At 63.1% G+C, this 21308-nt stretch carries 25 protein-coding genes and 1 tRNA gene; 12 read left to right on the forward strand and 14 right to left on the reverse strand.

Translation table 11 applies throughout. The features are described 5' to 3' along the window. Position 1 precedes the first annotated feature (1 nt). The 6 genes from kdpC to LB556_RS05225 form a co-directional block, all read right to left on the reverse strand. The gene (gene kdpC / locus LB556_RS05200; RefSeq protein ID WP_224564774.1) at positions 2 to 565 is read right to left on the reverse strand and encodes a potassium-transporting ATPase subunit KdpC; all 564 of its coding nucleotides are present in this window, start codon (positions 563 to 565) and stop codon (positions 2 to 4) included. Between the two features lie 11 nt (positions 566 to 576). Then, on the reverse strand, positions 577 to 2670 hold the full coding sequence (gene kdpB / locus LB556_RS05205) for a potassium-transporting ATPase subunit KdpB (RefSeq protein ID WP_224564776.1): 2094 nt from the start codon (positions 2668 to 2670) through the stop codon (positions 577 to 579). Further along, positions 2667 to 2882: a hypothetical protein gene (locus LB556_RS05210; protein WP_224564778.1), complete on the reverse strand. Its 216-nt coding sequence runs from the start codon at positions 2880 to 2882 to the stop codon at positions 2667 to 2669. Before LB556_RS05210 ends, kdpB begins: the two co-directional genes overlap by 4 nt. A gap of 7 nt (positions 2883 to 2889) precedes the next feature. Beyond that, complete coding sequence (kdpA, locus tag LB556_RS05215) at positions 2890 to 4593, reverse strand: potassium-transporting ATPase subunit KdpA (protein WP_224564780.1); 1704 nt, start codon at positions 4591 to 4593, stop codon at positions 2890 to 2892. A 25-nt stretch (positions 4594 to 4618) separates the two neighbouring features. Continuing rightward, entirely contained in the window at positions 4619 to 4708 is a 90-nt protein-coding gene (locus LB556_RS05220; protein ID WP_224564782.1) for a K(+)-transporting ATPase subunit F, read from the reverse strand. Positions 4709 to 5073: 365 nt separating this feature from the next. Further along, the gene (locus LB556_RS05225; RefSeq protein WP_015315764.1) at positions 5074 to 5793 is read right to left on the reverse strand and encodes a Crp/Fnr family transcriptional regulator; all 720 of its coding nucleotides are present in this window, start codon (positions 5791 to 5793) and stop codon (positions 5074 to 5076) included. A 225-nt stretch (positions 5794 to 6018) separates the two neighbouring features. On the opposite strand from LB556_RS05225, the gene LB556_RS05230 reads away from it, so the two are divergent. Then, positions 6019 to 6255 carry a DUF6894 family protein gene (locus tag LB556_RS05230; RefSeq protein ID WP_224564784.1) on the forward strand — a complete coding sequence of 79 codons (237 nt, stop codon included), beginning with the start codon at positions 6019 to 6021 and terminating at the stop codon, positions 6253 to 6255. Between the two features lie 187 nt (positions 6256 to 6442). Here LB556_RS05230 and LB556_RS05235 read toward each other — a convergent pair whose 3' ends face one another. Beyond that, the gene (locus LB556_RS05235; protein ID WP_224564786.1) at positions 6443 to 6745 is read right to left on the reverse strand and encodes a DUF982 domain-containing protein; all 303 of its coding nucleotides are present in this window, start codon (positions 6743 to 6745) and stop codon (positions 6443 to 6445) included. A gap of 221 nt (positions 6746 to 6966) precedes the next feature. Between LB556_RS05235 and LB556_RS05240 the strand changes: the two genes are divergently transcribed. Continuing rightward, positions 6967 to 7242: a hypothetical protein gene (locus LB556_RS05240; protein ID WP_224564788.1), complete on the forward strand. Its 276-nt coding sequence runs from the start codon at positions 6967 to 6969 to the stop codon at positions 7240 to 7242. A gap of 609 nt (positions 7243 to 7851) precedes the next feature. Here the strand turns inward: LB556_RS05240 and LB556_RS05245 are convergent. Together LB556_RS05245 and LB556_RS05250 are read right to left on the reverse strand one after the other, a co-directional pair. Continuing rightward, positions 7852 to 7941: transfer RNA gene (locus LB556_RS05245), tRNA-Ser, on the reverse strand. Positions 7942 to 8101: 160 nt separating this feature from the next. After that, positions 8102 to 8506 (reverse strand): hypothetical protein, encoded by a 405-nt coding sequence (locus tag LB556_RS05250; protein WP_224564790.1) that lies wholly within the window; start codon positions 8504 to 8506, stop codon positions 8102 to 8104. A 140-nt stretch (positions 8507 to 8646) separates the two neighbouring features. Here LB556_RS05250 and LB556_RS05255 point away from each other — a divergent pair, with 140 nt between their 5' ends. The 3 genes from LB556_RS05255 to LB556_RS05265 all read left to right on the forward strand — a co-directional run bounded on the left by LB556_RS05255 (position 8647) and on the right by LB556_RS05265 (position 10784). Beyond that, the gene (locus LB556_RS05255; protein WP_224564793.1) at positions 8647 to 8970 is read left to right on the forward strand and encodes a hypothetical protein; all 324 of its coding nucleotides are present in this window, start codon (positions 8647 to 8649) and stop codon (positions 8968 to 8970) included. 244 nt (positions 8971 to 9214) lie between these two features. Continuing rightward, on the forward strand, positions 9215 to 10204 hold the full coding sequence (locus LB556_RS05260) for a BMP family protein (protein ID WP_224564795.1): 990 nt from the start codon (positions 9215 to 9217) through the stop codon (positions 10202 to 10204). A gap of 103 nt (positions 10205 to 10307) precedes the next feature. Next, positions 10308 to 10784 carry a GNAT family N-acetyltransferase gene (locus LB556_RS05265; protein ID WP_224564797.1) on the forward strand — a complete coding sequence of 159 codons (477 nt, stop codon included), beginning with the start codon at positions 10308 to 10310 and terminating at the stop codon, positions 10782 to 10784. Here LB556_RS05265 and LB556_RS05270 read toward each other — a convergent pair. Then, positions 10763 to 11161: a hypothetical protein gene (locus LB556_RS05270; protein ID WP_224564799.1), complete on the reverse strand. Its 399-nt coding sequence runs from the start codon at positions 11159 to 11161 to the stop codon at positions 10763 to 10765. The genes LB556_RS05265 and LB556_RS05270 overlap by 22 nt on opposite strands. Positions 11162 to 11174: 13 nt before the next feature. Further along, a complete protein-coding gene (locus LB556_RS05275; protein ID WP_224564801.1) occupies positions 11175 to 11384 on the reverse strand; it encodes a SlyX family protein in 210 nt (69 codons plus the stop codon). 215 nt (positions 11385 to 11599) lie between these two features. Between LB556_RS05275 and LB556_RS05280 the strand changes: the two genes are divergently transcribed. The 6 genes from LB556_RS05280 to deoA all read left to right on the forward strand — a co-directional run bounded on the left by LB556_RS05280 (position 11600) and on the right by deoA (position 17944). Continuing rightward, positions 11600 to 13132, forward strand: coding sequence for an ABC transporter ATP-binding protein (locus tag LB556_RS05280; RefSeq protein ID WP_224564804.1), 1533 nt, complete (start codon positions 11600 to 11602; stop codon positions 13130 to 13132). Continuing rightward, entirely contained in the window at positions 13129 to 14268 is a 1140-nt protein-coding gene (locus LB556_RS05285; RefSeq protein ID WP_224564806.1) for an ABC transporter permease, read from the forward strand. Before LB556_RS05280 ends, LB556_RS05285 begins: the two co-directional genes overlap by 4 nt. Continuing rightward, positions 14268 to 15239 carry an ABC transporter permease gene (locus tag LB556_RS05290; RefSeq protein ID WP_224564808.1) on the forward strand — a complete coding sequence of 324 codons (972 nt, stop codon included), beginning with the start codon at positions 14268 to 14270 and terminating at the stop codon, positions 15237 to 15239. Before LB556_RS05285 ends, LB556_RS05290 begins: the two co-directional genes overlap by 1 nt. 65 nt (positions 15240 to 15304) lie before the next feature. Further along, positions 15305 to 15697, forward strand: coding sequence for a cytidine deaminase (cdd, locus tag LB556_RS05295; protein WP_224564810.1), 393 nt, complete (start codon positions 15305 to 15307; stop codon positions 15695 to 15697). 118 nt (positions 15698 to 15815) lie between these two features. Continuing rightward, entirely contained in the window at positions 15816 to 16625 is an 810-nt protein-coding gene (locus tag LB556_RS05300) for a purine-nucleoside phosphorylase (protein ID WP_224564812.1), read from the forward strand. Further along, positions 16625 to 17944, forward strand: a complete 1320-nt coding sequence (deoA, locus tag LB556_RS05305) for a thymidine phosphorylase (protein WP_224564814.1) — start codon at positions 16625 to 16627, stop codon at positions 17942 to 17944. The genes LB556_RS05300 and deoA overlap by 1 nt, the downstream gene beginning before the upstream one ends. Positions 17945 to 17951: 7 nt before the next feature. Here the strand turns inward: deoA and LB556_RS05310 are convergent, their stop codons facing one another. The 3 genes from LB556_RS05310 to LB556_RS05320 all read right to left on the reverse strand — a co-directional run bounded on the left by LB556_RS05310 (position 17952) and on the right by LB556_RS05320 (position 20389). Continuing rightward, complete coding sequence (locus LB556_RS05310) at positions 17952 to 18515, reverse strand: TIGR02281 family clan AA aspartic protease (RefSeq protein ID WP_224564817.1); 564 nt, start codon at positions 18513 to 18515, stop codon at positions 17952 to 17954. 121 nt (positions 18516 to 18636) lie between these two features. Further along, on the reverse strand, positions 18637 to 19266 hold the full coding sequence (gene upp / locus LB556_RS05315) for a uracil phosphoribosyltransferase (RefSeq protein ID WP_095199484.1): 630 nt from the start codon (positions 19264 to 19266) through the stop codon (positions 18637 to 18639). A 148-nt stretch (positions 19267 to 19414) separates the two neighbouring features. Then, the gene (locus LB556_RS05320) at positions 19415 to 20389 is read right to left on the reverse strand and encodes an adenosine deaminase (RefSeq protein ID WP_224564819.1); all 975 of its coding nucleotides are present in this window, start codon (positions 20387 to 20389) and stop codon (positions 19415 to 19417) included. Positions 20390 to 20523: 134 nt separating this feature from the next. On the opposite strand from LB556_RS05320, the gene ubiE reads away from it, so the two are divergent. Further along, positions 20524 to 21300 carry a bifunctional demethylmenaquinone methyltransferase/2-methoxy-6-polyprenyl-1,4-benzoquinol methylase UbiE gene (gene ubiE, locus LB556_RS05325; RefSeq protein ID WP_224564821.1) on the forward strand — a complete coding sequence of 259 codons (777 nt, stop codon included), beginning with the start codon at positions 20524 to 20526 and terminating at the stop codon, positions 21298 to 21300. Positions 21301 to 21308 lie beyond the last annotated feature (8 nt).

The raw sequence follows: 21308 nt of genomic DNA on the forward strand, positions 1-21308 counted from the left end.
ACTATTTCGGGGCATCCAGCGCCAGGTTGAGAGCCAGCACATTGACCGCCGGCTCACCGAGCACGCCCAATTCCCGGCTCTCGACCCGGCTGTCGACGAGCGCCTTGATCTTGGCTTCGTCGATGCCCCGGGCCTTGGCCACGCGCGGAACCTGGAAATAGGCGGCCTCGGGACTGATTTGCGGATCAAGGCCGCTGCCGGATGTGGTCACCAGGTCCATCGGCACCGGCTGGTTCGGATTCTCCGCCTTCAGCTTTTCCGCATCGCCCTTGATGCGCTCGATCAGCTTCGGGTTGGTCGGGCCGAGATTGGAACCGCCTGAGGCGCCGGCATCGTAGCCATTGCCCGCGGCCGAAGGCCGACCGTGGAAATATCTATCGCTGGCGAAGGCCTGACCGATCAGCTCGGAGCCGATGATCTTGCCGTCCTTCTCGATCAGGCTGCCATTGGCCTGGCGCGGAAACAGGGCCTGGGCGATGCCGGTCATGCCCAGGGGATAGGCCAGCCCGGTGAGGGCGGTGAAGAAAACGATCATGATGATCGCGGGTCTGACTTGCTTGAGCATCGGAATGATCCTTATGCGAGGCCAAGGGCCGTGACGGCCAGGTCAATTACCTTGATGCCGACGAACGGCACGACGATGCCGCCGAGGCCATAGACGAGAAGGTTGCGGCTGAGCAACGCGCCGGCGCCTATCGCCCGATATTTCACGCCCCGCAGCGACAGCGGGATCAGCGCGATGATGATCAGCGCGTTGAAGATGATCGCCGACAGGATCGCGCTCTGCGGAGTCGCCAGATGCATGATATTGAGCGCCTGCAGCGGACCGGTTGTCTGGCCGGGCGCGACGTAGAAGACGGCGAACATGGCCGGGATGATGGCGAAATACTTGGCTACGTCGTTCGCGATGGAGAAAGTGGTCAACGAGCCCCGCGTCATGAGCAGCGCCTTGCCGATCTCGACGATCTCGATCAGTTTGGTCGGGTCGCTGTCGAGATCGACCATGTTGCCGGCCTCGCGGGCGGCGACCGTGCCGGTGTTCATGGCGACGCCGACATCGGCCTGGGCAAGGGCGGGCGCGTCATTGGTACCGTCGCCGCACATGGCCACCAGCTTGCCCTTCGCCTGCTCGTCGCGGATGAGCTTCAGCTTGTCCTCAGGCGTCGCCTGGGCGAGGAAATCGTCGACACCGGCTTCCGCCGCGATGGCCGCCGCCGTCATAGGGTTGTCGCCGGTGATCATCACCGTACATATGCCCATGCTTCGCAGTTCGGCGAAGCGTTCGCGGATGCCGCCCTTGACGATATCCTTGAGGTGGACCACGCCGAGCAGGCGCCCGTCCCTCTCGACCGCCAGCGGCGTACCGCCCGATTTGCCGATCTCGTCCGCGATGGCCTGCAGGTCGCGTACCGTGTCGCTGCCGGGCCGGGCGCCATGTGCCGCGACCGTCGACTGGCTGACATGGGCCAGGATGGAATCGACCGCGCCCTTGCGCACCGACGAACCGTCGATGTCGACGCCACTCATGCGGGTCTGCGCAGTGAACGGCACGAAGGTCGCATGCAGCGTCGCCATGTCGCGGGCACGGATGGCGTATTTCTCCTTGGCCAGCACGACGATCGAACGGCCCTCAGGCGTTTCGTCGGCGAGAGAGGCGATCTGGGCCGCGTCGGCCAGTTCCTGCTCGCTGACGCCCTTGACCGGACGGAACTCCGTCGCCTGGCGGTTGCCAAGCGTGATGGTGCCGGTCTTGTCGAGCAAAAGCGTGTCGACGTCGCCGGCGGCCTCCACGGCGCGGCCCGACATGGCCAGCACGTTGAAGCGCACCAGGCGGTCCATGCCGGCAATGCCGATTGCGGACAAAAGCGCGCCGATGGTGGTTGGGATCAGCGTCACGAACAGCGCGACGAGCACCGTCACCGGGATGTAGCCGCCGGAATAGGAGGCAAAGCTCGGGATCGTTGCGGTGGCCAGCACGAAGATCAGCGTCATGCCGACGAGCAGGATGTTGAGCGCGATCTCGTTCGGTGTCTTCTGGCGCTCGGCGCCTTCGACCAGCGAGATCATGCGGTCAAGGAACGTATGGCCTGAGGCGGCTGATATGCGGACGCGGATCCAGTCGGACAGTACCTGGGTGCCGCCCGTGACCGCCGAACGGTCGCCGCCGGATTCGCGGATCACCGGCGCGGACTCGCCCGTTATTGCCGCCTCGTTGACCGAGGCCACGCCTTCCACCACCTCGCCATCGGACGGGATGATGTCGCCGGCCTCGACGAGAACGATGTCGCCGACCTTCAAACCGGTGCCGGGCACCAGCTTGAATTTCGTCCGATCCTCGCCGATCAGCAGCTTGGCCTGGGTCTCGGTGCGCGCTTTGCGCAGCGAATCGGCCTGCGCCTTGCCGCGCCCTTCGGCGACGGCCTCGGCGAAATTGGCGAACAGCACGGTGAACCACAGCCAGATGATGATCTGCAGCGTAAAGCGCGGATCGCCGCCACCGGTGACGAGGTCCTTGACGAACAGCACCGATGTCAGCGCCGAAACGACGGCGACGACGAACATCACCGGATTGCGGGCCAGCGTGCGCGGATCGAGTTTGCGGAAAGCGCCGCCGATGGCGGGCCACAGGATGCCGGCATCCATGATGCTGGCTGATTTTGACTGGCTCATTTTGAAGCTCCAGCTTCAGTGTTGGTGGACGGCACCGTTTGCTCGTATGCCGGAAAAAGATGGGGAAGCCCGTAGGCCAGCAACCAGAGTGCGATCATGGCGGCCGCGAGCCCAAGAAACGTCGACATGGTCGGGAAGGGAGGCGGCACCCCCTCCTTCCCCGGATCGGCCCGATGCCTGACATTGCGGCGCTTGTTGTTGAACCAGAGCATGTCTGCCTCAGAACGTCTGTCCATGGATCATCGCCAGCTGCTCGATGATCGGTCCGACGGCAAGCGCCGGGAAGAAGGTCAGGCCGCCGACGATGACGATGACGCCGACCAGCAGCCCGACGAACAGCGGGCTGTCGGTCGGGAAGGTGCCGGCCGCGGCGGGCACTGTCTTCTTCGCCGCAAGCGAGCCGGCGATGGCAAGCGCCGGGATGATGACCAGGAAGCGGCCCATCAGCATGCCGATGCCGAGCGTGATGTTGTACCAGGGCGTGTTGCCGCCGAGGCCGGCGAAGGCCGAGCCGTTATTGGCTGCCGCCGAGGTGTAGGCGTAGAGGATTTCGGAGAAGCCGTGCGGTCCGCCATTGGCGATCGACGCCACCGCGCTCGGCAGCACCACCGCGATGGCCGTGAAGATCAGCATCGCCAGCGGCAGGCACAGGATGGCCAGCATCGCCATCTTGACTTCCTTGGCCTCGATCTTCTTGCCCAGATATTCGGGCGTGCGGCCGACCATCAGGCCGGCGACGAAGACGGCGATGAGGATGAACATCAGCATGCCGTAGAAACCGGCGCCGACGCCGCCGACGATAACCTCGCCGAGCTGCATGTTGATGATCGGGATCAGGCCGCCGAGCGCGGTGAAGCTGTCGTGCATGGCGTTGACAGCGCCGCAGGAGGCCGCGGTGGTGATGACCGCGAACAAAGCCGAGAGCGCGATGCCGAAACGGGTCTCCTTGCCTTCCATGTTGCCGCCGTCGATGCCCAGCGCATGGACAAGCGGATTGCCCGCGGCTTCGGCCCAGTAGCACACGGCGACGCCGGCGATGAACAGCACGCCCATCGCGGCCAGGATTGCCCAGCCCTGGCGCTCGTTGCCGACCATGCGGCCGAAGACGTTGGTCAAGGCGGCGCCGACGGCGAAGATCGACAGCATCTGGATCAGGTTGGAGAAGGCGTTGGGATTCTCGAAGGGATGTGCCGCGTTGGCATTGAAGAAACCGCCGCCATTGGTGCCGAGCATCTTGATGGCGACCTGCGAGGCGACCGGGCCGAGCGCGATCGTCTGCCTGGCGCCCTCCAGCGTCGTGGCATCGACGTAAGGCCCGAGCGTCTGCGGTATGCCGAGCCAGACATAGAGCAGGGTGAGCACGACGCAGAACGGCAAAAGCACATAGAGCGTGGCGCGCGTCATATCGACCCAGAAATTGCCGATCGATTTTCCGGAGGCGCGGGCAAATCCGCGGATCAGCGCGATCGCAATGGCGATGCCGGTGGCGGCCGAGACGAAATTCTGGACTGTCAGGCCGGCCATCTGCACGAGGTAGGACATCGTGCTTTCGCCGCCGTAGTTCTGCCAGTTGGTGTTGGTCATGAAGCTGGCGGCGGTGTTGAAGGCGAGCGCCGGGTCGACCGCGCCCATGCCGGCCGGATTGTAGGGCAGACCGCCTTGCAGGCGCTGCAGGAAATAGAGCACCAGGAAGCCTGCCAGGTTGAACAGCAGCAGGGCCGCCGCATAGGTGGTCCAGTGCTGTTCCTCGCGCTCACTGGTTCCGCAAATGCGGTAGAGCCCGCGCTCGAGCGGGCCGAAGACCGGCGAAAGCGGCGTGCGACCGCCATTGAAGACGCGGTGCATGTAGCCGCCGAGCGGCCTCACCAGCAAAACGAGGATCCCGCAATAGATGAGGATCTGTATCCATCCGTTTATGGTCATGATGTAGCTTCCGTGCGCCGGTGGACTAGAAACGCTCTGGGCGGATGAGGGCGTAGGTCAGGTAAGCGAGCAGAAACAAGGTTACGCCGCCACCGAGGATGTAGTCGAAAATCATGGTTCGATCCCTTCGTTCAGATTCTGTCGCATATTTTGACGTAGACGATGGACAGGGCAAAAAACAAAACCCCAATCCCGAGAACAATGACGTCCATGACCATATTCCTTGCTTTCACTTACATCTGTCGGCCGCAATCGACGGGCCAGAATGACGCGCGGATGCTCGCCACCCTCGACGGCGGCGGCATTCAAATCTTATGCTGCGATTCAATATGGACCCGTTCGCCATAAAGGTTCGAGACGAAGCGGATGGGAAAGAAATAGGAATTTTATAAAGGTTCCGGCGCGGCACCGTCGAAGAGCGGCTCCTCGACGCGGATTGCCGGGAAGGACCCCGAACCGAGCTTTGCGGCCGGGGACGCCTTACCGCGGTTCCCGAGTCAGGCTGAGATAGGTCGGATCGAACTCGGCGATTTCCTGGAGCCTGTGCCAATCCAGGATGGTCACCGTGTGATTGGCCCAATTGACGACGCCGACTTTGCGTAGGGCGCCGATGACCCGGTTCATATGCACGACTGACAGACCAAGCACATCGGCCAGTTCGGCTTGTGAGAGCGGCAGATGAAAGCTCATGCCGTTGGTGCGCTGCACCACCTGCAATCGCACGAAAAGCTCACAAAGGAGATGGGCCAGGTGCGAGGTCTTGGAGCGGCGCCCCATTGCCACGATCCACTCGCGATGGATAGCTCCGTCGACCAGCGTGTCCAGCCACAACAGCCGCGTCAGATGCGGCGCTTCCTCGGTGATGGCACGAAGCCGGCTGTGATCGGCGAACATGACGTGGCAGGGCGACATGGCAACGATGCCGTGGTCCATCGTCTTCAAGAGGAACGCGTGGAGATCGACGAAATCGCCAGGCACCTGCAGCGAGGTGAACTGGCGACCGCCATTCTCGAGCACCTTGTAACGCGCCGCCAGGCCATCGAGGATCAGGGTCGAATGGGTCGGCCGCGCACCCGAGGCGACGATGTCCTGGCCGACCGCGAAATGCCGCTCGAAAGTCATGGCTTCAGCCAGAAGGGCCTTTTCGGCGTCGGAAAGCGCGTCGTGCTGAGCGAGATTCAGATACAGGGATTCCAGCACCGCTATCTCCAGCGAAAGGGCTCAGAGCCGATCGCCAACTGTTCTGTCGAAAGCAAGGGGCGGCTGCCGAAGCACTAGGTCCTCGGGCGCTGCCGGGCATTAACATTTGTTAGATGGCGCTTATTCGCGCGCGAAGATCATCTCTGACGGAACAACGGCTTAGCCCGCGAATTATCGGTCAAGTCTCTCTTGGGAATTTTCAGCAGCTCGGGACCCGGTCACATCATGCCCAGATACTTTCTCGACCTTTACAATGGCGATGGCCTGACGGTGGATGACCATGGTCAGGTCTTCGACACCCCCGAGCGTCTACGGCGGGAGGCAATCCTCATCCTGCCCGACATCATCCGCGACGAGATGATCGAGAACGACCGAACGGCCATCACCGTGAAGGTCCGCGACGACAGCGGGCGCCAGGTCTTCGAGGCATCGCTCGTCATCTCATCCAGTTGGTGTGACTGACGGCCGCCTGGCCCACGCATCCCCTCCGCAAAGATTGAATTGCCGCCTCATGCACGCAAAGTGAGCCGCAGGCCGGGATGTCCCGTGGCTTTCCCCACAAGCTGGAGTGTGTAACGGCGCGGCAAGGCAAAGTAAAAAGTCCGGCCCGGAAAGGCCAGGCCGGACTTCGGCGGTGATCTGCGAACGATCAGGCGGCGTAGCCGCCACGGCCGCGCGCAACAGCACGCGCCACGACGACCGGCTCGATCTCGGGCCAGAGAATGCCGGCGGCTTCCGCGAATTCGACGAGCGCATGGCGCGCCTCGTCCCTGGTGATGCAACCTTCCATGGCCAGGCCACATGCCTCGACGGCATTGCGATAGAGAGGCCCACGGCGTGAGGTCGTCCAGTTGGTCAGAAAATCGTGCATTTCGGCCAGCGAGGCGATCTCGCGCTTGAAGCCGAGGCCGACCGTCAATGCGACGGGCGAATGAAACAGCTTGTCATACATGAAGCGGGCTCCTGGTTGGTCGCAGTGCTCGGAAACATCCTGGCGGGGTCTGCTGATGGGACGCCGGGAAACGCAGTGCGAGGCAGGAGGTTCCGGAGCGACGGGACTCTTGGCGGAACGCACGCCCGGCTAGCCGAATCTGGTATCAGATGCCCTGTCTACCCACCGTGGCTGCTGGTTAAGCCGATCGGCCCGATGAGAGGCTGGCCGAGGGAGCTGGATTGGACGCCAAACGGCCCTATGCCCTAATCTTGACTTGGTCCCTGGCTGTCCGGCCGGCCTCTCATGCTGCTCAAGATGAACAAGGCAATTGCGCCACCTACAACCGCGCCGAAGATGCCGCCAATGGCAAGTTCTCCCAGCGCTCTGCCCAATTCAAAGGACTCGAATTTGTCTGCCAGAGTGGCAGTTATGACCAGACCAATCGGAAATCCCACGGCAATTCCTATGACAAGGACAATTACAGTGGTGGCTATTTCGCCGACGGCCTTCATTGACTTTCCCTTTGTTTGGACGTGTTGGTCTCTGTAGCACCTCTCCAATGCAAAAGAAGTTAAGCTCGGTTCGCGCTAGTTCCCGCTCTGTGGCGTCAAAACTGTGCCAACTACGCCGCTTCTCTCGATGCGCTTGTGCACAAACCTATAGCATGGGCTCGTAAGGACGGTTCGGCCTACAGCGACCAATCGCCCTATCCTGCCCGAGGAATCGCCCCAAGAGGTGTGTTGGGGTGGGTTCTTTGGAACAGAAATCGCTCCATTGGCGGGACGTCTCCGCCAAGGGATGGTTCCCCTAACGCATTGAATATATTTGAATTGGCCACCTTATCCCTCCGCCGGTATCTCCCACACGACCGCTGCAACGATCGGGTTCAACGGCGTTAGGGACTGGTATTTCTCGAGCCACTTCGGGCGCTACCGAGTCGAACGCTACAGGGACCTCGATGGGGTCGTGAGGTGGACCCGGACGGATACTATGAAGGCCGAAGAGCGTGAAGCGTACCTATCGGCCGGTTGATTCAGATTGGTCTAAGTCGTTGGTTTAAGTGATCGAAGCCATTGTGGCTAAGTGGCTGATTTATCAGGACTGATTTAGCCAATCTGAGAATCTGGCGGAGAGAGCGGGATTCGAACCCGCGTTACGGTCTCCCGTAAACACACTTTCCAGGCGTGCGCCTTCAACCACTCGGCCACCTCTCCGTCCTTGCATTTTTCGCGCTGGCCGGTTTCGCCGCGCGGGTTGGGGACAATGCAGTCCCTTCAGGGAGCCGATACGCGGTATCAGCGCCGTCGGTGCCGCCAACCAGCAGACACCTTCCCTTCGCACCTGAGCCGTCGAAGCAACAGGCGCGGGGCTCATCTAGTCGATCCCGCGCCGAATGCCAAGCCATAACGGCGGTCTATTCGCTTTGCCGGCCAGACACCGTTCCGCCAAGCCGCCATGGCACCCGTTTTCAAGCCGCCGCCTGGAATGTTGTGCATGGCCAAGACCGTAAGGCCGGCCACGCTTGACTTCGCCGCTGCCCCCTTTCGAGTGATGCGGAGGCCCGTCGGTCTTTGTTTCCATCGTCGCTGCCTTGCTCCGCATCATCCAGGGCGCGATCATCGGCGCCGTCGGCGGGTTCCTGGCTGGCTCGTGATCGCCGATGTCGCCGAGGCCAGCTGCTTCGAGGGCGCCTGCGGCTACTTTGCCGCCTTCATCGGACTGGCCGGGATGGTGGTCGGCGCCATTGCCGGGGGCATTCTTGCCGTCGTGCTCGTTCACCGCATAGCGTGCAGGAGGCGCGGGCCTTCAAATTCGCGTATCGCGATTGCGCACAAACCGCGCGCATTCTATTCCTGTTTTCGGGACATGTGCCGGAGGTCTCCTGGCGAGCGTCCAGGACGAGCCGGGGGAGAGCCTTGATGTTTCGCTTCGTTTTTCGCCTTGCGGCCATGGTCGCGCTGTCGGTCTCGGTCATCATGGCGGTGCTCGACACGACGCGCACGGTGGCGGCCTCGGCCCTTGTGCTGACCCCGCTCAATGCGAGCTGGCTGGCCGTCTCGCCGGACACGCGGGCCGCCTTCGAAACCTTCGTGCGCGCCAAGGCCAGTCCGCTGCTTTGGGATGGCGCCATCGCCTGGGTGCTCAACCAGCCGGGCTTTGCCGTGTTCGCGGTGCTGGCCTTCCTGCTTTACGCCATCGGCTACCGGCGGCAGCGGCGCACCGGACAGTTCGCCCCGAACTGACCCGCCGCCCGCACTATTCCAACCGCCGCCCGGCGGCTCGCGCGCAAGATCGGATCGCGACGGGCTTGCTCGTGGCACGCTTTTCCAAAAGGTCAAAATTCCGCGTGAATTTTGTTTCGGCCCGTGCCAGATTGCCCACGAGCGGGAGGGGAATACACTCCTGGCTGACGTCGTTTGCTGGCCGGAGAACCGGGCAGGCAGGCGGTGCGTAACGGAAAAAAATAACCGACAGGGTGTGGATCACATGAAACGTATCGTTCTCGGCCTCCTGGCCGCAACCGCAATGGTTCTTCCGGCTTTCGCCGCGGATGTCCAGCCTGCCATCCTTTATGATCTGGGTGGCAAGTTCGACAAGTCCTTCAACGAGGCTGCCTATCACGGCGCCGAGAAGTTCAAGACCGAGACCGGCACTCCCTATGTCGAGTTCGAAGTGTCCAACGCTTCGCAGCGCGAGCAGGCGCTGCGCCGCTTCGCCGAGGACGGCCACAACCCGATCGTCATGGCCGGCTTTGCCTGGGAGGACGCGCTGAAGAAGGTCGCGGCCGAATATCCCGATCTCAACTTCGCCATCATCGACGATGCCGTCGACCTGCCCAATGTCCGCTCGCTGGTGTTCAAGGAGAATGAAGGCTCCTATCTCGTCGGCATCATGGCCGCGATGGCATCGAAGTCGAAGAAGGTTTCCTTCGTCGGCGGCATGGACATCCCGCTGATCCGCAAGTTCGAATGCGGCTATGTCGGCGGCGCCAAGTCGGCCGGCGCGACCGAAGTCATCCAGAACATGACCGGCGACACGCCGGCCGCCTGGAACGACCCGGCCAAGGGCGGCGAAATCGCCAAGACGCAGATCGACCAGGGCTCCGACGTGGTCTACGCCGCGGCCGGCGGCACCGGCGTCGGCGTGCTGCAGGCAGCGGCGGATGCCGGCAAGCTCGGCATCGGCGTCGATTCCAACCAGAACGGCCTGCAGCCCGGCAAGGTGTTGACCTCGATGCTGAAGCGCGTCGACGTTGCCGTCTACACCGCCTTCATGGACGGTAAGAACGGCACCTTCAAGGGTGGCGTCGAGAATCTCGGCCTCAAGGAAGGCGGCGTCGACTACGCCATGGACGACAACAACAAGGCGCTGGTGACCGACGAGATGAAGGCGGCGGTCGAAAAGGCCAAGGCCGACATCATCGCCGGCAAGATCCAGGTGCACGACTACACCACCGACAACGCCTGCCCCTACTGATCCGCGGCACCATACGGCCATGACTGGAACCCGCCGGGCTGTCGCCCGGCGGTTTTGCTTTTGCCGGATCGGATGAAGCTCGCAAGTGACATTGGAGAGAGGGATGCAGCCAACGATCGAACCCATGAGCGAGCATGACATCGACGTCGTGGCGCGACTGCGGATTGACGCCTTCTTCGAGGGCACGGGGAGGACGTTGGAAGAGGATGCGGCAGGGCTCCGCAACCTGCTGACCAGCGGCGGCTTTGAAACGGCTCTGATTGCCCGTGTCGACGATGTGCCGGTCGGCGCCTGCCTGCTGGTGCGCCATGAACTGGAACCGGCGCATGATGTGACGCCTTGGCTCGCTGGGCTTGTCGTCGATGCCGCCCATCGAGGCAATGGAACCGGCACCGCGCTGGTCAAGGCGATCGAAGCGCATGCTTCGTCAGCCGGTGTCGAGATGCTCTACCTCTACACTTGGCAAGCGCGCGAGTTCTACACGCGACTGGGCTGGGACGCTGTGGAGGCGTGCGAGCAGGACGGCGAAACGATGATGCTGATGTCGCGCCGGCTGGATCACAGTTTTCCCAGGAGATAACCGAGCGCGAAGGCCGCTATCAGCCCGAGGGCAATGACAAGTCCACGCCGGCCGCCAAGCGCCTGCATGCCAACGCCGTATGGCTGTCGGGAAAGGCCTCGGATCACCGTCGGCGACCTGGCATCGTTGCCGCCCAGGCCAACGCTGCGCATTTGCGGCAATTCGGCGAGGCGATGCGTAACTTCCGCCCAATGACCGGCACCGGCTGGTTTTTCGGCGCGGTCGAAGACATGCATCCGTTCGGCAAGCTGTAACACCGCGTCGCGGAAGGCCGGGTCGATCTCGAGATCGCGCTCGGCCCGCTCGCGCTCGGCATCGTTCATCAGGCCGAGCACATAGTCGCCGGCCCTTGCAATGCGGTCGCTTTCACCGGCCATGGCCGGGACCCCCTCACCAATGTGGCGGCTTGGTCACCGGCACATCCGATGCCGCCTGCTCCTCCAACGCCAGGAAGCGATCGGTCAACGCATCGAGCTTGCGCTGCATGCGTTCGATCACCTTCCACTGCTCGGCAACCTGGCCCGACAGTTCCTCGATGGTCTTCTCCTGCTCGGCGGCGCGGATTTCCAGCGTCGTCAGCCGGTCGGCGGGCATGGTCATGCGCAATTCCTGATCTTGCACCATGATGCCTTGCACCCTGATGCGAATTTCAACGTCTTCACATTAGCGAATGTGAGAGCTTCGGCCACGTTCGAAATTGACAAGCGCGCGGGGATTTGTCGAGAGTGAACGCTGCTCCTGACAATTGGCATGGGCGGATCGTCATGCTAGGCATTTTGACCAAGCGATAAAAAAATAAGAGTGGGACAGGCTGCATGGCGCAAGCCGCGATCGAACTGATCGGCATCAACAAGAGTTTTGGCGCGGTGCGCGCCAACCGCGACATCAACCTGGAGATCGCGCGCGGCACCATCCACGGCATCGTCGGCGAGAACGGCGCCGGCAAGTCGACGCTGATGTCGATCCTTTACGGTTTCTACCAGGCCGACAGCGGCGAAATCCGCGTCGGCGGCAAGCCGGCGTCGATCAAGACGCCCAACGACGCGATCGCGCTCGGCATCGGCATGGTGCACCAGCATTTCATGCTGGTCGACAATTTCTCGGTGCTGGAGAACATCATTCTCGGCGCCGAGAACGATGCCTTGCTGAAGAGCAGCATCGCCAAGGCGCGTTCCGAACTGGAGCGGCTGGAGCGCGAATACGGGCTGGAAGTCGATCCCGACGCGATCATCGAGGAATTGCCGGTCGGCCTGCAGCAGCGAGTGGAAATCCTCAAGGCGCTCTATCGCGGCGCCGAGATCCTGATCCTCGACGAGCCGACGGGCGTTTTGACGCCGGCCGAGGCCGATCACCTGTTCCGCATCCTCAGGCAATTGAAGGAACAGGGAAAGACGGTGGTGCTGATCACCCACAAGCTGCGCGAGATCATGGCCATCACCGACACCGTGTCGGTCATGCGCCAGGGCACGATGGTGGCAACCCGGGAGACCGGCAAAACCACTGTCGAGGAACTGGCCGAACTGATGGTCGGGCGGCGTGTGCTCTTGAGGGTCGAAAAGGGCGAGGCGGCGGCCGGCGGCGTCAAGCTCGCGATCAAGAACCTGACGGTGAGGGATTCGCGTGGCGTCACCATGGTCGACGACATCTCGTTCGATGTGCGCGCCGGCGAGATCGTCGGCATCGCCGGCGTCGCCGGCAATGGACAGTCGGAACTGCTCGAGGCGGTTTCCGGCATCAGGCGCGCCGTTTCCGGTTCCGTGATGCTCGACGGCAAACCAATCGATCTCACCGGCAACGCCGATCCCGGCGAACTGCGCGACCGTGGCCTCGCCCATGTCCCGGAAGATCGCCATCATGTCGGGCTGGTGCTGGCCTTCGAGGAGAACGAGAACTCCATCCTCGGCTACCATGACGATCCCCGTTACCTCAGAGGACCATTCCTCAACATCGACGCCATCATGGCCGATGCCAGTGACAAGATCGAGAAATACGACATCCGTCCCGGCAATCCGCGCCTGAAGACGGCCAATTTTTCCGGCGGCAACCAGCAGAAAATCGTGCTCGCGCGCGAAATCGAACAGGATCCCGGCGTGCTGATCGTCGGCCAGCCGACGCGCGGCGTCGATGTCGGCGCCATCGAATTCATCCACAAGCGTCTGATCGCCATGCGCGACCAAGGCAAAGCCGTGCTGGTGGTCTCGGTCGAACTCGACGAGATCCGTTCGCTTTCCGACCGCATCCTGGTGATGTTTGCCGGCCGCATCGTCGGCGAGCGCGGCCCCGATGCGACCGAAGGCGAGCTTGGCCTGCTGATGGCCGGTGTCGAACATCAGGAGGCAGCACTTTGAGCACGCCTTACGCCAAATTGCCGGCCTGGGCCGACTACGGGCTGATCCCGCTGATCAACCTGTCGGTCGCCTTCATCGTCGCCGGCTTCGTCGTCATGCTGGTCGGCGAAAACCCGTTGCGCGCCGCTGTCATCCTGGTCGAAGGTGCCTTCGGCAAGGGAACCGGCATCGCCTTCACCCTGTTCTATGCCACGACCTTCATATTCACCGGGCTTTCGGTGGCGGTGGCGGCGCATTGCGGCCTGTTCAACATCGGCACTGAGGGACAGGCCTACATCGCCGGCCTCGGCATCGCCATCGTTTGTCTTTCCTTCGACAGCACGCTGCCCTGGTGGCTGACATTTCCGCTGGCCATCGTGGCCTCCGCGCTGGTGGGCGCATTGTGGGCCTTGATCCCCGCCTACCTGCAGGCCAAGCGCGGCTCGCACATCGTCATCACGACGATCATGTTCAACTTCATCGCCGCTTCGATCATGGTCTACCTGCTGGTGGGGCCATTGAAGCCGGCGGGGTCGCAGGCACCGCAGACGCGCAACTTCCTCGCCGGCGCGGAGTTGCCCAAGCTCAACTGGATCATCGAGCTGTTCGGTGCCAAGATCCGTTCGGCACCGCTCAACATTTCCTTCCTGCTGGCGCTGGCCATGGCCTTCCTGGTCTGGCTGCTGATCTGGCGCACCAAGCTCGGCTACGAGATGCGCACCTATGGCCACAGCCCGAAGGCAGCGCGCTATGCCGGCATTTCGGAAACCCGCATCATCATCACCGCCATGATGATCTCGGGCGCGCTGGCCGGCATGATGGCGCTCAACCCGGTGATGGGCGACCAGCACAATGTCGCGATCGACTTCGTTTCAGGCGCCGGTTTCGTCGGTATCGCCGTGGCGCTGATGGGCCGCCTGCATCCGGTCGGCATCGTGCTGGCGGCGATGCTGTTCGGCATGCTCTACCAGGGCGGCGCCGAACTCGCCTTCGAGATGCCGGCCATCAGCCGCGACATGATCGTCATCATTCAAGGATTGGTCATCCTCTTCGCCGGTGCGCTGGAGCACATGTTCAGGCCCTACATCCAGGCTCTGTTCGCCTCGTTCAGCCCGAAATCGGTCGGCATGCAGGCGGTCAACGGGAAGGGCGCCTGATGGACATCTTCAACGCAATCATCCAGGTGCTGGACTCGACCGTCCGCCTGTCGGTGCCGTTGCTGCTTGCCTGCCTGGCCGGCCTCTATTCGGAGCGGGCCGGTATTTTCGACATCGGCCTCGAAGGCAAGATGCTGGTCGGCGCCTTCGCTGGCGCCGCGGCTGCCTCGGTTTTCCACTCGGCGCTTATCGGTCTTGGCATGGCGGTCCTGATCTCCGTCGCCTTCGCGTTGGTGCATGGCTTTGCCTCGATCACCCATCGCGGCAACCAGATCGTTTCGGGTGTGGCGATCAACTTCATCGCCGCCGGATCGACCATCATCCTTGGCCAGGCCTGGTTCCAGCAGGGGGGGCGCACGCCGGCGCTGCAACCGGGCGAGCGGTTCGAGGCGATCACCTGGCCCGGCGCCGACGCAATCAGGGACGTGCCGATCATCGGTCCGATCTATGCCGAACTGCTGTCCGGCCATTCGATCCTCGTCTATTTCGCCTTTGCGATGGTGCCGTTCACCTGGTGGGTGCTGTATCGCACCCGCTTCGGCCTCAGGCTGCGCGCGGTCGGCGAAAACCCGGCCGCGGTCGACACCGCCGGCATCTCGGTCGCCTGGCTGCGCTATCGCGCGCTGATCTGCACCGGCATCCTGACCGGTTTCGCCGGGGCCTATCTTTCGATGGTGCAGAATGGCGGTTTCGTGAAGGACATGACGGCGGGCAAGGGCTACATAGCGCTGGCCGCGCTGATCTTCGCCAAATGGAAACCGGTCAACGCCATGTTCGCCTGCCTGTTGTTCGGCTTCCTCGACGCAGCGTCGATCCGCCTGCAGGGGACACCGCTGCCGATTGTCGGCAAGGTGTCGGTACAGTTCATGCAGGCGCTGCCTTATGTGCTGACCGTCATCCTGCTCGCCGGCTTCATCGGCAAGGCCATCCCGCCGCGCGCCGGCGGCGTGCCCTACGTGAAGGAACGCTAACGGTCGACAATTCGGCGCGGACGAAGCGCCGGGGCTTGGACACGATCATCGGAGAGAACAACTGAATGTCGCATGATCTGTTCGAAGCTGCCAGGACCGCCATGGCCAGGGCCTATGCGCCCTACTCCAGGTTCCCGGTGGGTGCTGCCTTGCGCACCGAGGACGGACGCATCTTCACCGGCGCCAACGTCGAGGTCGCCTCCTATCCCGAAGGCTGGTGCGCCGAGACCACCGCGCTCGGCCACTACGTCATGGCCGGCGGTGGCAAGATCGTCGAAATCGCCGTCCTTGCCGAACGCGTGGCCAAATGCTCGCCTTGCGGCGGCTGCCGCCAGCGGCTGGCCGAATTCTGCGGCCCGGAAACGAAACTCTATCTCTGCGACAGTACAGGCGTCACAGAAACGGTCACCATGGGCGACATGCTGCCTTACGGCTTCCGGGCCGACATTCTGAAATGAAGCCCTTGGCTGAAATGAAGCCCTTGGCTGAAATGAAGCCCTTGGCTGAAATGAAGTCCTTGGCTGAATTAAGCGTTGGCTGAAATGAAGCGTTGGTTGAAACGACGGGCTGGCTGAAATGACGGAAAAGGCGCTGGACCATCTTATCGAAAGGCTGGACGGCCTGGCGCCATCGACCGCGCTGGTGCTGGGTTCGGGCCTGGGCGGCCTTGTCGACCGGATCGAGGATTCGATCCGCGTCTCCTATGCCGACCTGCCCGGCTTTCCCAAAAGCGGGGTGAGCGGCCATGCAGGCGAGGTGGTCGCCGGGCTGTTCGCCGGGGTTCCCGTGCTGATGCTGTCCGGCCGCGCCCACTACTATGAGCATGGCAACGCCGCGGCGATGCGGCCGGCGCTGGAGGTTCTTGCCGGCATCGGCATCACGAAACTGATCCTCACCAACGCTGCCGGCTCGGTCGACCCGGACATGCCGCCGGGCTCGGTGATGCTGCTCACCGACCACATCAACTTCTCCGGCACCAATCCGCTGATCGGCGAGCCGAGCGACCGCCGCTTCGTCGGCCTGACCGAAGCCTATGATGCCGGCATCCGCCACGCGATCGAGCGTGCGGCGCGGGCGACCGGCACAGCGCTGCACAAGGGCGTCTATATGTGGTTCTCGGGCCCCTGCTTCGAGACGCCGGCCGAAATCCGCATGGCGCGCATCATGGGCGCCAACGCCGTCGGCATGTCGACCGTGCCGGAAGTCATTCTCGCCCGTTTCCTCGGCCTGCGCGTGGCGGCCTGCTCGGTCATCACCAACCTGGCCGCCGGCATGACAGGAACCGAGCTTTCGCACCAGGAAACCAAGGACATGGCGCCGATTGGCGGATCGCGGCTGGCAACGGTGCTGCAGCGCGTGTTCCGTGACGGGCTGCTGGAGAGCTGATGCTTCCACAGGAAATCATCCGCCACAAGCGCGACGGCCACAGGCTGTCGTCTCACGAGATCGCCGCCTTCATCGACGGCGTCACGTCGGGCACCGTAAGCGATGCCCAGGTCGCGGCCTTCGCCATGGCGGTGTTCTTCAACGGCATGAACCGCGACGAGGCCGTGGCGATGACGCTTGCCATGCGCGATTCCGGCGACGTGCTCGACTGGTCGGATTTGCCAGGCCCAGTCACCGACAAGCATTCGACGGGCGGTGTCGGCGACAATGTCTCGCTGATGCTGGCGCCGATCGTCGCCGCGTGCGGTGCCTATGTGCCGATGATTTCGGGCCGCGGCCTCGGCCATACCGGCGGCACGCTGGACAAGATGGATTCCATTCCCGGCTACACCAGCCAGCCTGACATCGCGCTGTTCCGCAAGTCGGTGCTGGAAACGGGCTGCGCCATCATCGGCCAGACCGCCGATCTGGCGCCTGCCGACCGCCGGCTCTACGCCATCCGCGACGTGACCGGAACAGTGGAATCCGTGCCGCTGATCACTGCATCGATCCTGTCGAAGAAGCTCGCGGCGGGCCTGCAATCGCTGGTCCTCGACGTCAAGGTCGGCAATGGCGCCTTCATGGAGAAATCCCGCGATGCGACCGCGCTCGCCAACAGCCTGGTCGAGGTCGCCAGCGGCGCCGGACTGAAGGTCTCGGCGCTGATCACCGGCATGAACGAACCGCTGGCCTCGGCCGCCGGCAATGCGGTCGAGGTGCGCAATGCCGTCGACTTCCTGACCGGCCGCTTGCGCGACCGGCGACTGGAGGATGTCACGCTGGCGCTGGCCGCCGAAATGCTGCAGTCGGCGGGACTTGTATCGTCCAACCTGGACGGCATCAGGCGCGCCACCGAGGCGCTCGCCAGCGGCCGCGCCGCCGCCACCTTCGCGCGCATGGTGACAGTGCTTGGCGGCCCGGCGGATTTCCTCGACAAGCCGGGAAAATACCTGCCCGAGGCGACGACGGAATTCGCTGTGGAAGCGACGACAGAGGGCTTCGTCACAAGTATCGCAACCCGCGACATCGGCCTCGCGGTGGTCGGTCTGGGCGGCGGGCGCACCCGGCCCGACGACAAGATCGATCCCGCGGTCGGGATCACCAGACTGCTGCCCATAGGCGCGGAAGTAAAAGCCGGAGATGCGCTGGCGCTGGTCCATGCCCGCTCGCCGTCCGCCGCCGAGGCGGCAGCGGCGGCCGTGCTTTCAGCCTATGCCATCGGTGCTTCGAAGCCGGCCGCCGACAAGTCGGTCATCCGGCGGATTCTTCCCCGCGGCTGAGTGGACCTTACTGAACCAGCAGCAATGTGCCGTTCTCGGCCTGGTATTTGCCGAGCCGGCTGAGAAAGCTCATGCCGATCAGGTTGGTGCGCAGCGCCTTGTCGTCGAGCACGATGGCCTGCACACCGTCGACGCCGATGCTGCCGATCTGCAGGCGGTCGATCGTCACCAGGGCTGCCTTGATGGTGCCGTTGGCAGTGTTGACCTCGTGGCTGAAATCGGAGGGATTGAGCGACAGTCCGATCCGGCGTGCCGTCGACGAATTGACCGCGACCAGCGTCGCGCCGGTGTCGATCATGCCATCGACCTGACGGCCGTTGAGCTTGAAGGTGGACGAGAAATGCCCGCGCGCGTCCGCCGTGACCATGACCTTGCGGCCGGTCGGCAGCGGCGCCACCGGCTTGTCGGGAACGGACGCCAGGCTGACCTCGGGTTTCATCTCGACCCCGGGCTTGGCCGTCACCGCCAATTTCAGCAGATCTTCGAATATTCGCGGGTTCGACTGATAGGCAGCCGGGATCGATGCCGATGCACTGGCAAAGACGCAGAGGATGAGAAGCTTGCGCAGCATGGATCGGCCTTTGTGACTGCCGATCCTTTAGCCCCGTATGGTATTTGCCGCTTTAACGCGCGCCGAAAACCGCGTCTTTGCGTAAACATCTGGTAAATCATACCAGGCGCTTTGCCCGGTATTACTTCGTCCCGTACATGCGGTCGCCGGCGTCGCCAAGGCCGGGCATGATGTAGCCCTTCTCGTTGAGCTGGCGATCGATGGACGCGGTGAAGACCGGAACGTCCGGATGCGCCTTGGTAAAGCGCTCGATGCCCTCCGGCGCCGCCAGCAGGCACAGGAAGCGGATGTTGGTGGCACCGCGCCCTTTCAGCTTGTCGATCGCCGCGATCGCCGAATTCGCGGTTGCTAGCATTGGGTCGACGACGATGACCAGCCGGTCGGCGAGATCGCTCGGGGCCTTGAAGAAATATTCCACCGCCTCCAGCGTCTCGTGATCCCGGTAGAGGCCGATATGCGCGACACGCGCCGCCGGCACCAGGTCGAGCAGGCCCTCCAGCAAGCCGTTGCCGGCGCGCAGCACCGAGGCGAATACCAGCTTCTTGCCTTCCAGCGTCGGCGCTTCCATCTCCTCGATCGGCGTCTCGATGGTGGTGGTGGTCAATTCGAGGTTGCGGGTGACCTCATAGCCGAGCAAAAGCGAAATCTCGCGCAGCAGCCGCCGGAAACCGGCCGTCGAGGTCTCCTTCTTGCGCATGATGGTCAGCTTGTGCTGGACAAGCGGATGGTCGACGACGGTGACGCCCTTCATGGTGTTCTCCTGATGCGTGTCGCCCGAAACCGCGCGCATGGACCTTTTCGGACGTGTCGCGCTTCAAGCTGCTTGGGCGAACCCTAGCGACATTGGACCGGCCAAGGAACCGCTTGACCCGCATCGACCACAGCTTTGTCGGAAGAAATCAGCGGGCATCGCTGTTCAGCCGGGCAAGAAGCGCCGCCTTGGTCTTACGGTCGACGAAAGCCGCCTCGATGGCGGTCCTTGTGACCTTGGCGAGCGCTTTCTCATTCATCGCGAAATGCTCCGCCGCAATGTCGTATTCGCGTTTCAGCGAAGTCCAGAAATAGGGCGGATCGTCGGAGTTAAGCGTCACCTTGCAGCCTGCCGCCTGCAGGGCGGGGAGCGGATGGTCGGCGAAACTGTCGAACACCTTGAGCGCGATATTGGAGCCGGGGCAGCACTCCAGCACGACGCCCTCGTCTGCGATGCGCCGGACAAGGTCGGGGTTTTCGATGGCGCGCACGCCATGGCCGATGCGCGAGGGGCGGATATGGTCGAGTGCCGCCTGGACAGTCTCCCAGCCCGTCAGTTCGCCTGCATGGACGGTGATGCCGAGCCCGGCCTCGCGCGCGATTTCGAAAGCCCTGACATAGTCTTCCATGTCGCCCATGCGCTCGTCGCCGGCGACCCCGAAGCCGGAGACCAGCGGATGGCCGCAGCGCGCCGCGAAGCGTGCCGCCCGCTCGATCGATTCCACCCCGACATGGCGCACGCCAGTGACGATCATGCGCCCTTCGATGCCGGTCTTGGCCTTGGCGCGCATCATGCCTTCGCCGAGCGCGTCGGTGTAGGCCTTGGGCGACAGTCCGGCTTTCGTCGCGTGGTCCGGCGAGGTGAACACCTCGGAGTAGATTGCCCCGTCGCGGGCCAGGCTGGTCAGATAATGGTCGGCCAGCCGCGCATAATCGTCCTCCGTCCGGAACAGGTCGGCGGAGAAGTCGTAAGCCGCGAGAAAGGAGGTGAAGTCGTGCCAGACGAAGGAACCGTTCTGGATGTAGGGCGAGGTGTCCTTGCCATATTTCTGCGCCTGGCGGATGACGAGTTCGGGCGCCGCTGCCCCTTCGATGTGGCAGTGCAGTTCCGCTTTCAAAGGCATTCAAACATCCCGTCGGTCAGTCCAGGTCTTGAAAACCCACCACCTGGAAGCGCGGCTGAACACCGCGCCTTAAACAATAGCGCCCGCACCATCGATCGGCTATGGTCCCGCCGGTTTTATGACGGATCAAAAAAATGTCAGTTGAGAGAACCACGGCCGCCGGCGGCATGGAAACCTCCTACGGTTTCAGGCGTGTAGGGGAAGGCGAGAAGCAGTCCCTCGTCAACGATGTTTTCCACAAGGTCGCCAACCGCTACGACCTGATGAACGACCTGATGTCAGGCGGCCTGCACCGCTTGTGGAAGGATGCCATGGTCGCCTGGCTCAATCCGCCCAAGCGGGCGGGCTGGAAGGTCCTGGATGTGGCCGGCGGCACCGGCGACATCGCCTTCCGCATCGTCGATGCCAGCCATGGCCATGCCCATGCCACAGTGCTCGACATCAATGGCTCGATGCTCGCAGTCGGCCGCGACAGGGCCGAAAAAAAGGGATTGTTGGGTAACACCGATTTCGTCGAGGCCAACGCCGAGGAACTCCCCTTCCCCGACGCCAGTTTCGACGCCTACACCATCGCCTTCGGCATTCGCAACGTCCCACATATCGACGTGGCCCTGAGTGAGGCGTTCCGTGTGCTGAAGCCCGGCGGCCGCCTCCTGTGCCTGGAGTTTTCCGAGGTCGAGATGCCGCTGCTCGACAAAGTCTACGAAGCCTGGTCTTTCAATGCCATTCCCAAGATCGGCAAGATGGTCACCGGCGACGGCGAGCCCTATTCCTATCTGGTCGAATCGATCGCGAAATTCCCCAATCAGCAAAACTTCGCGGCGATGATTTCCCGCGCCGGCTTCGACCGCGTCTCCTTCCGCAACTATTCAGGCGGCATAGCGGCCCTGCATTCGGGCTGGAAGCTTTGAAGCCGTCG

Source organism: Mesorhizobium sp. ES1-4 (assembly GCF_020164745.1).
Taxonomy (GTDB): Bacteria; Pseudomonadota; Alphaproteobacteria; order Rhizobiales; family Rhizobiaceae; genus Mesorhizobium.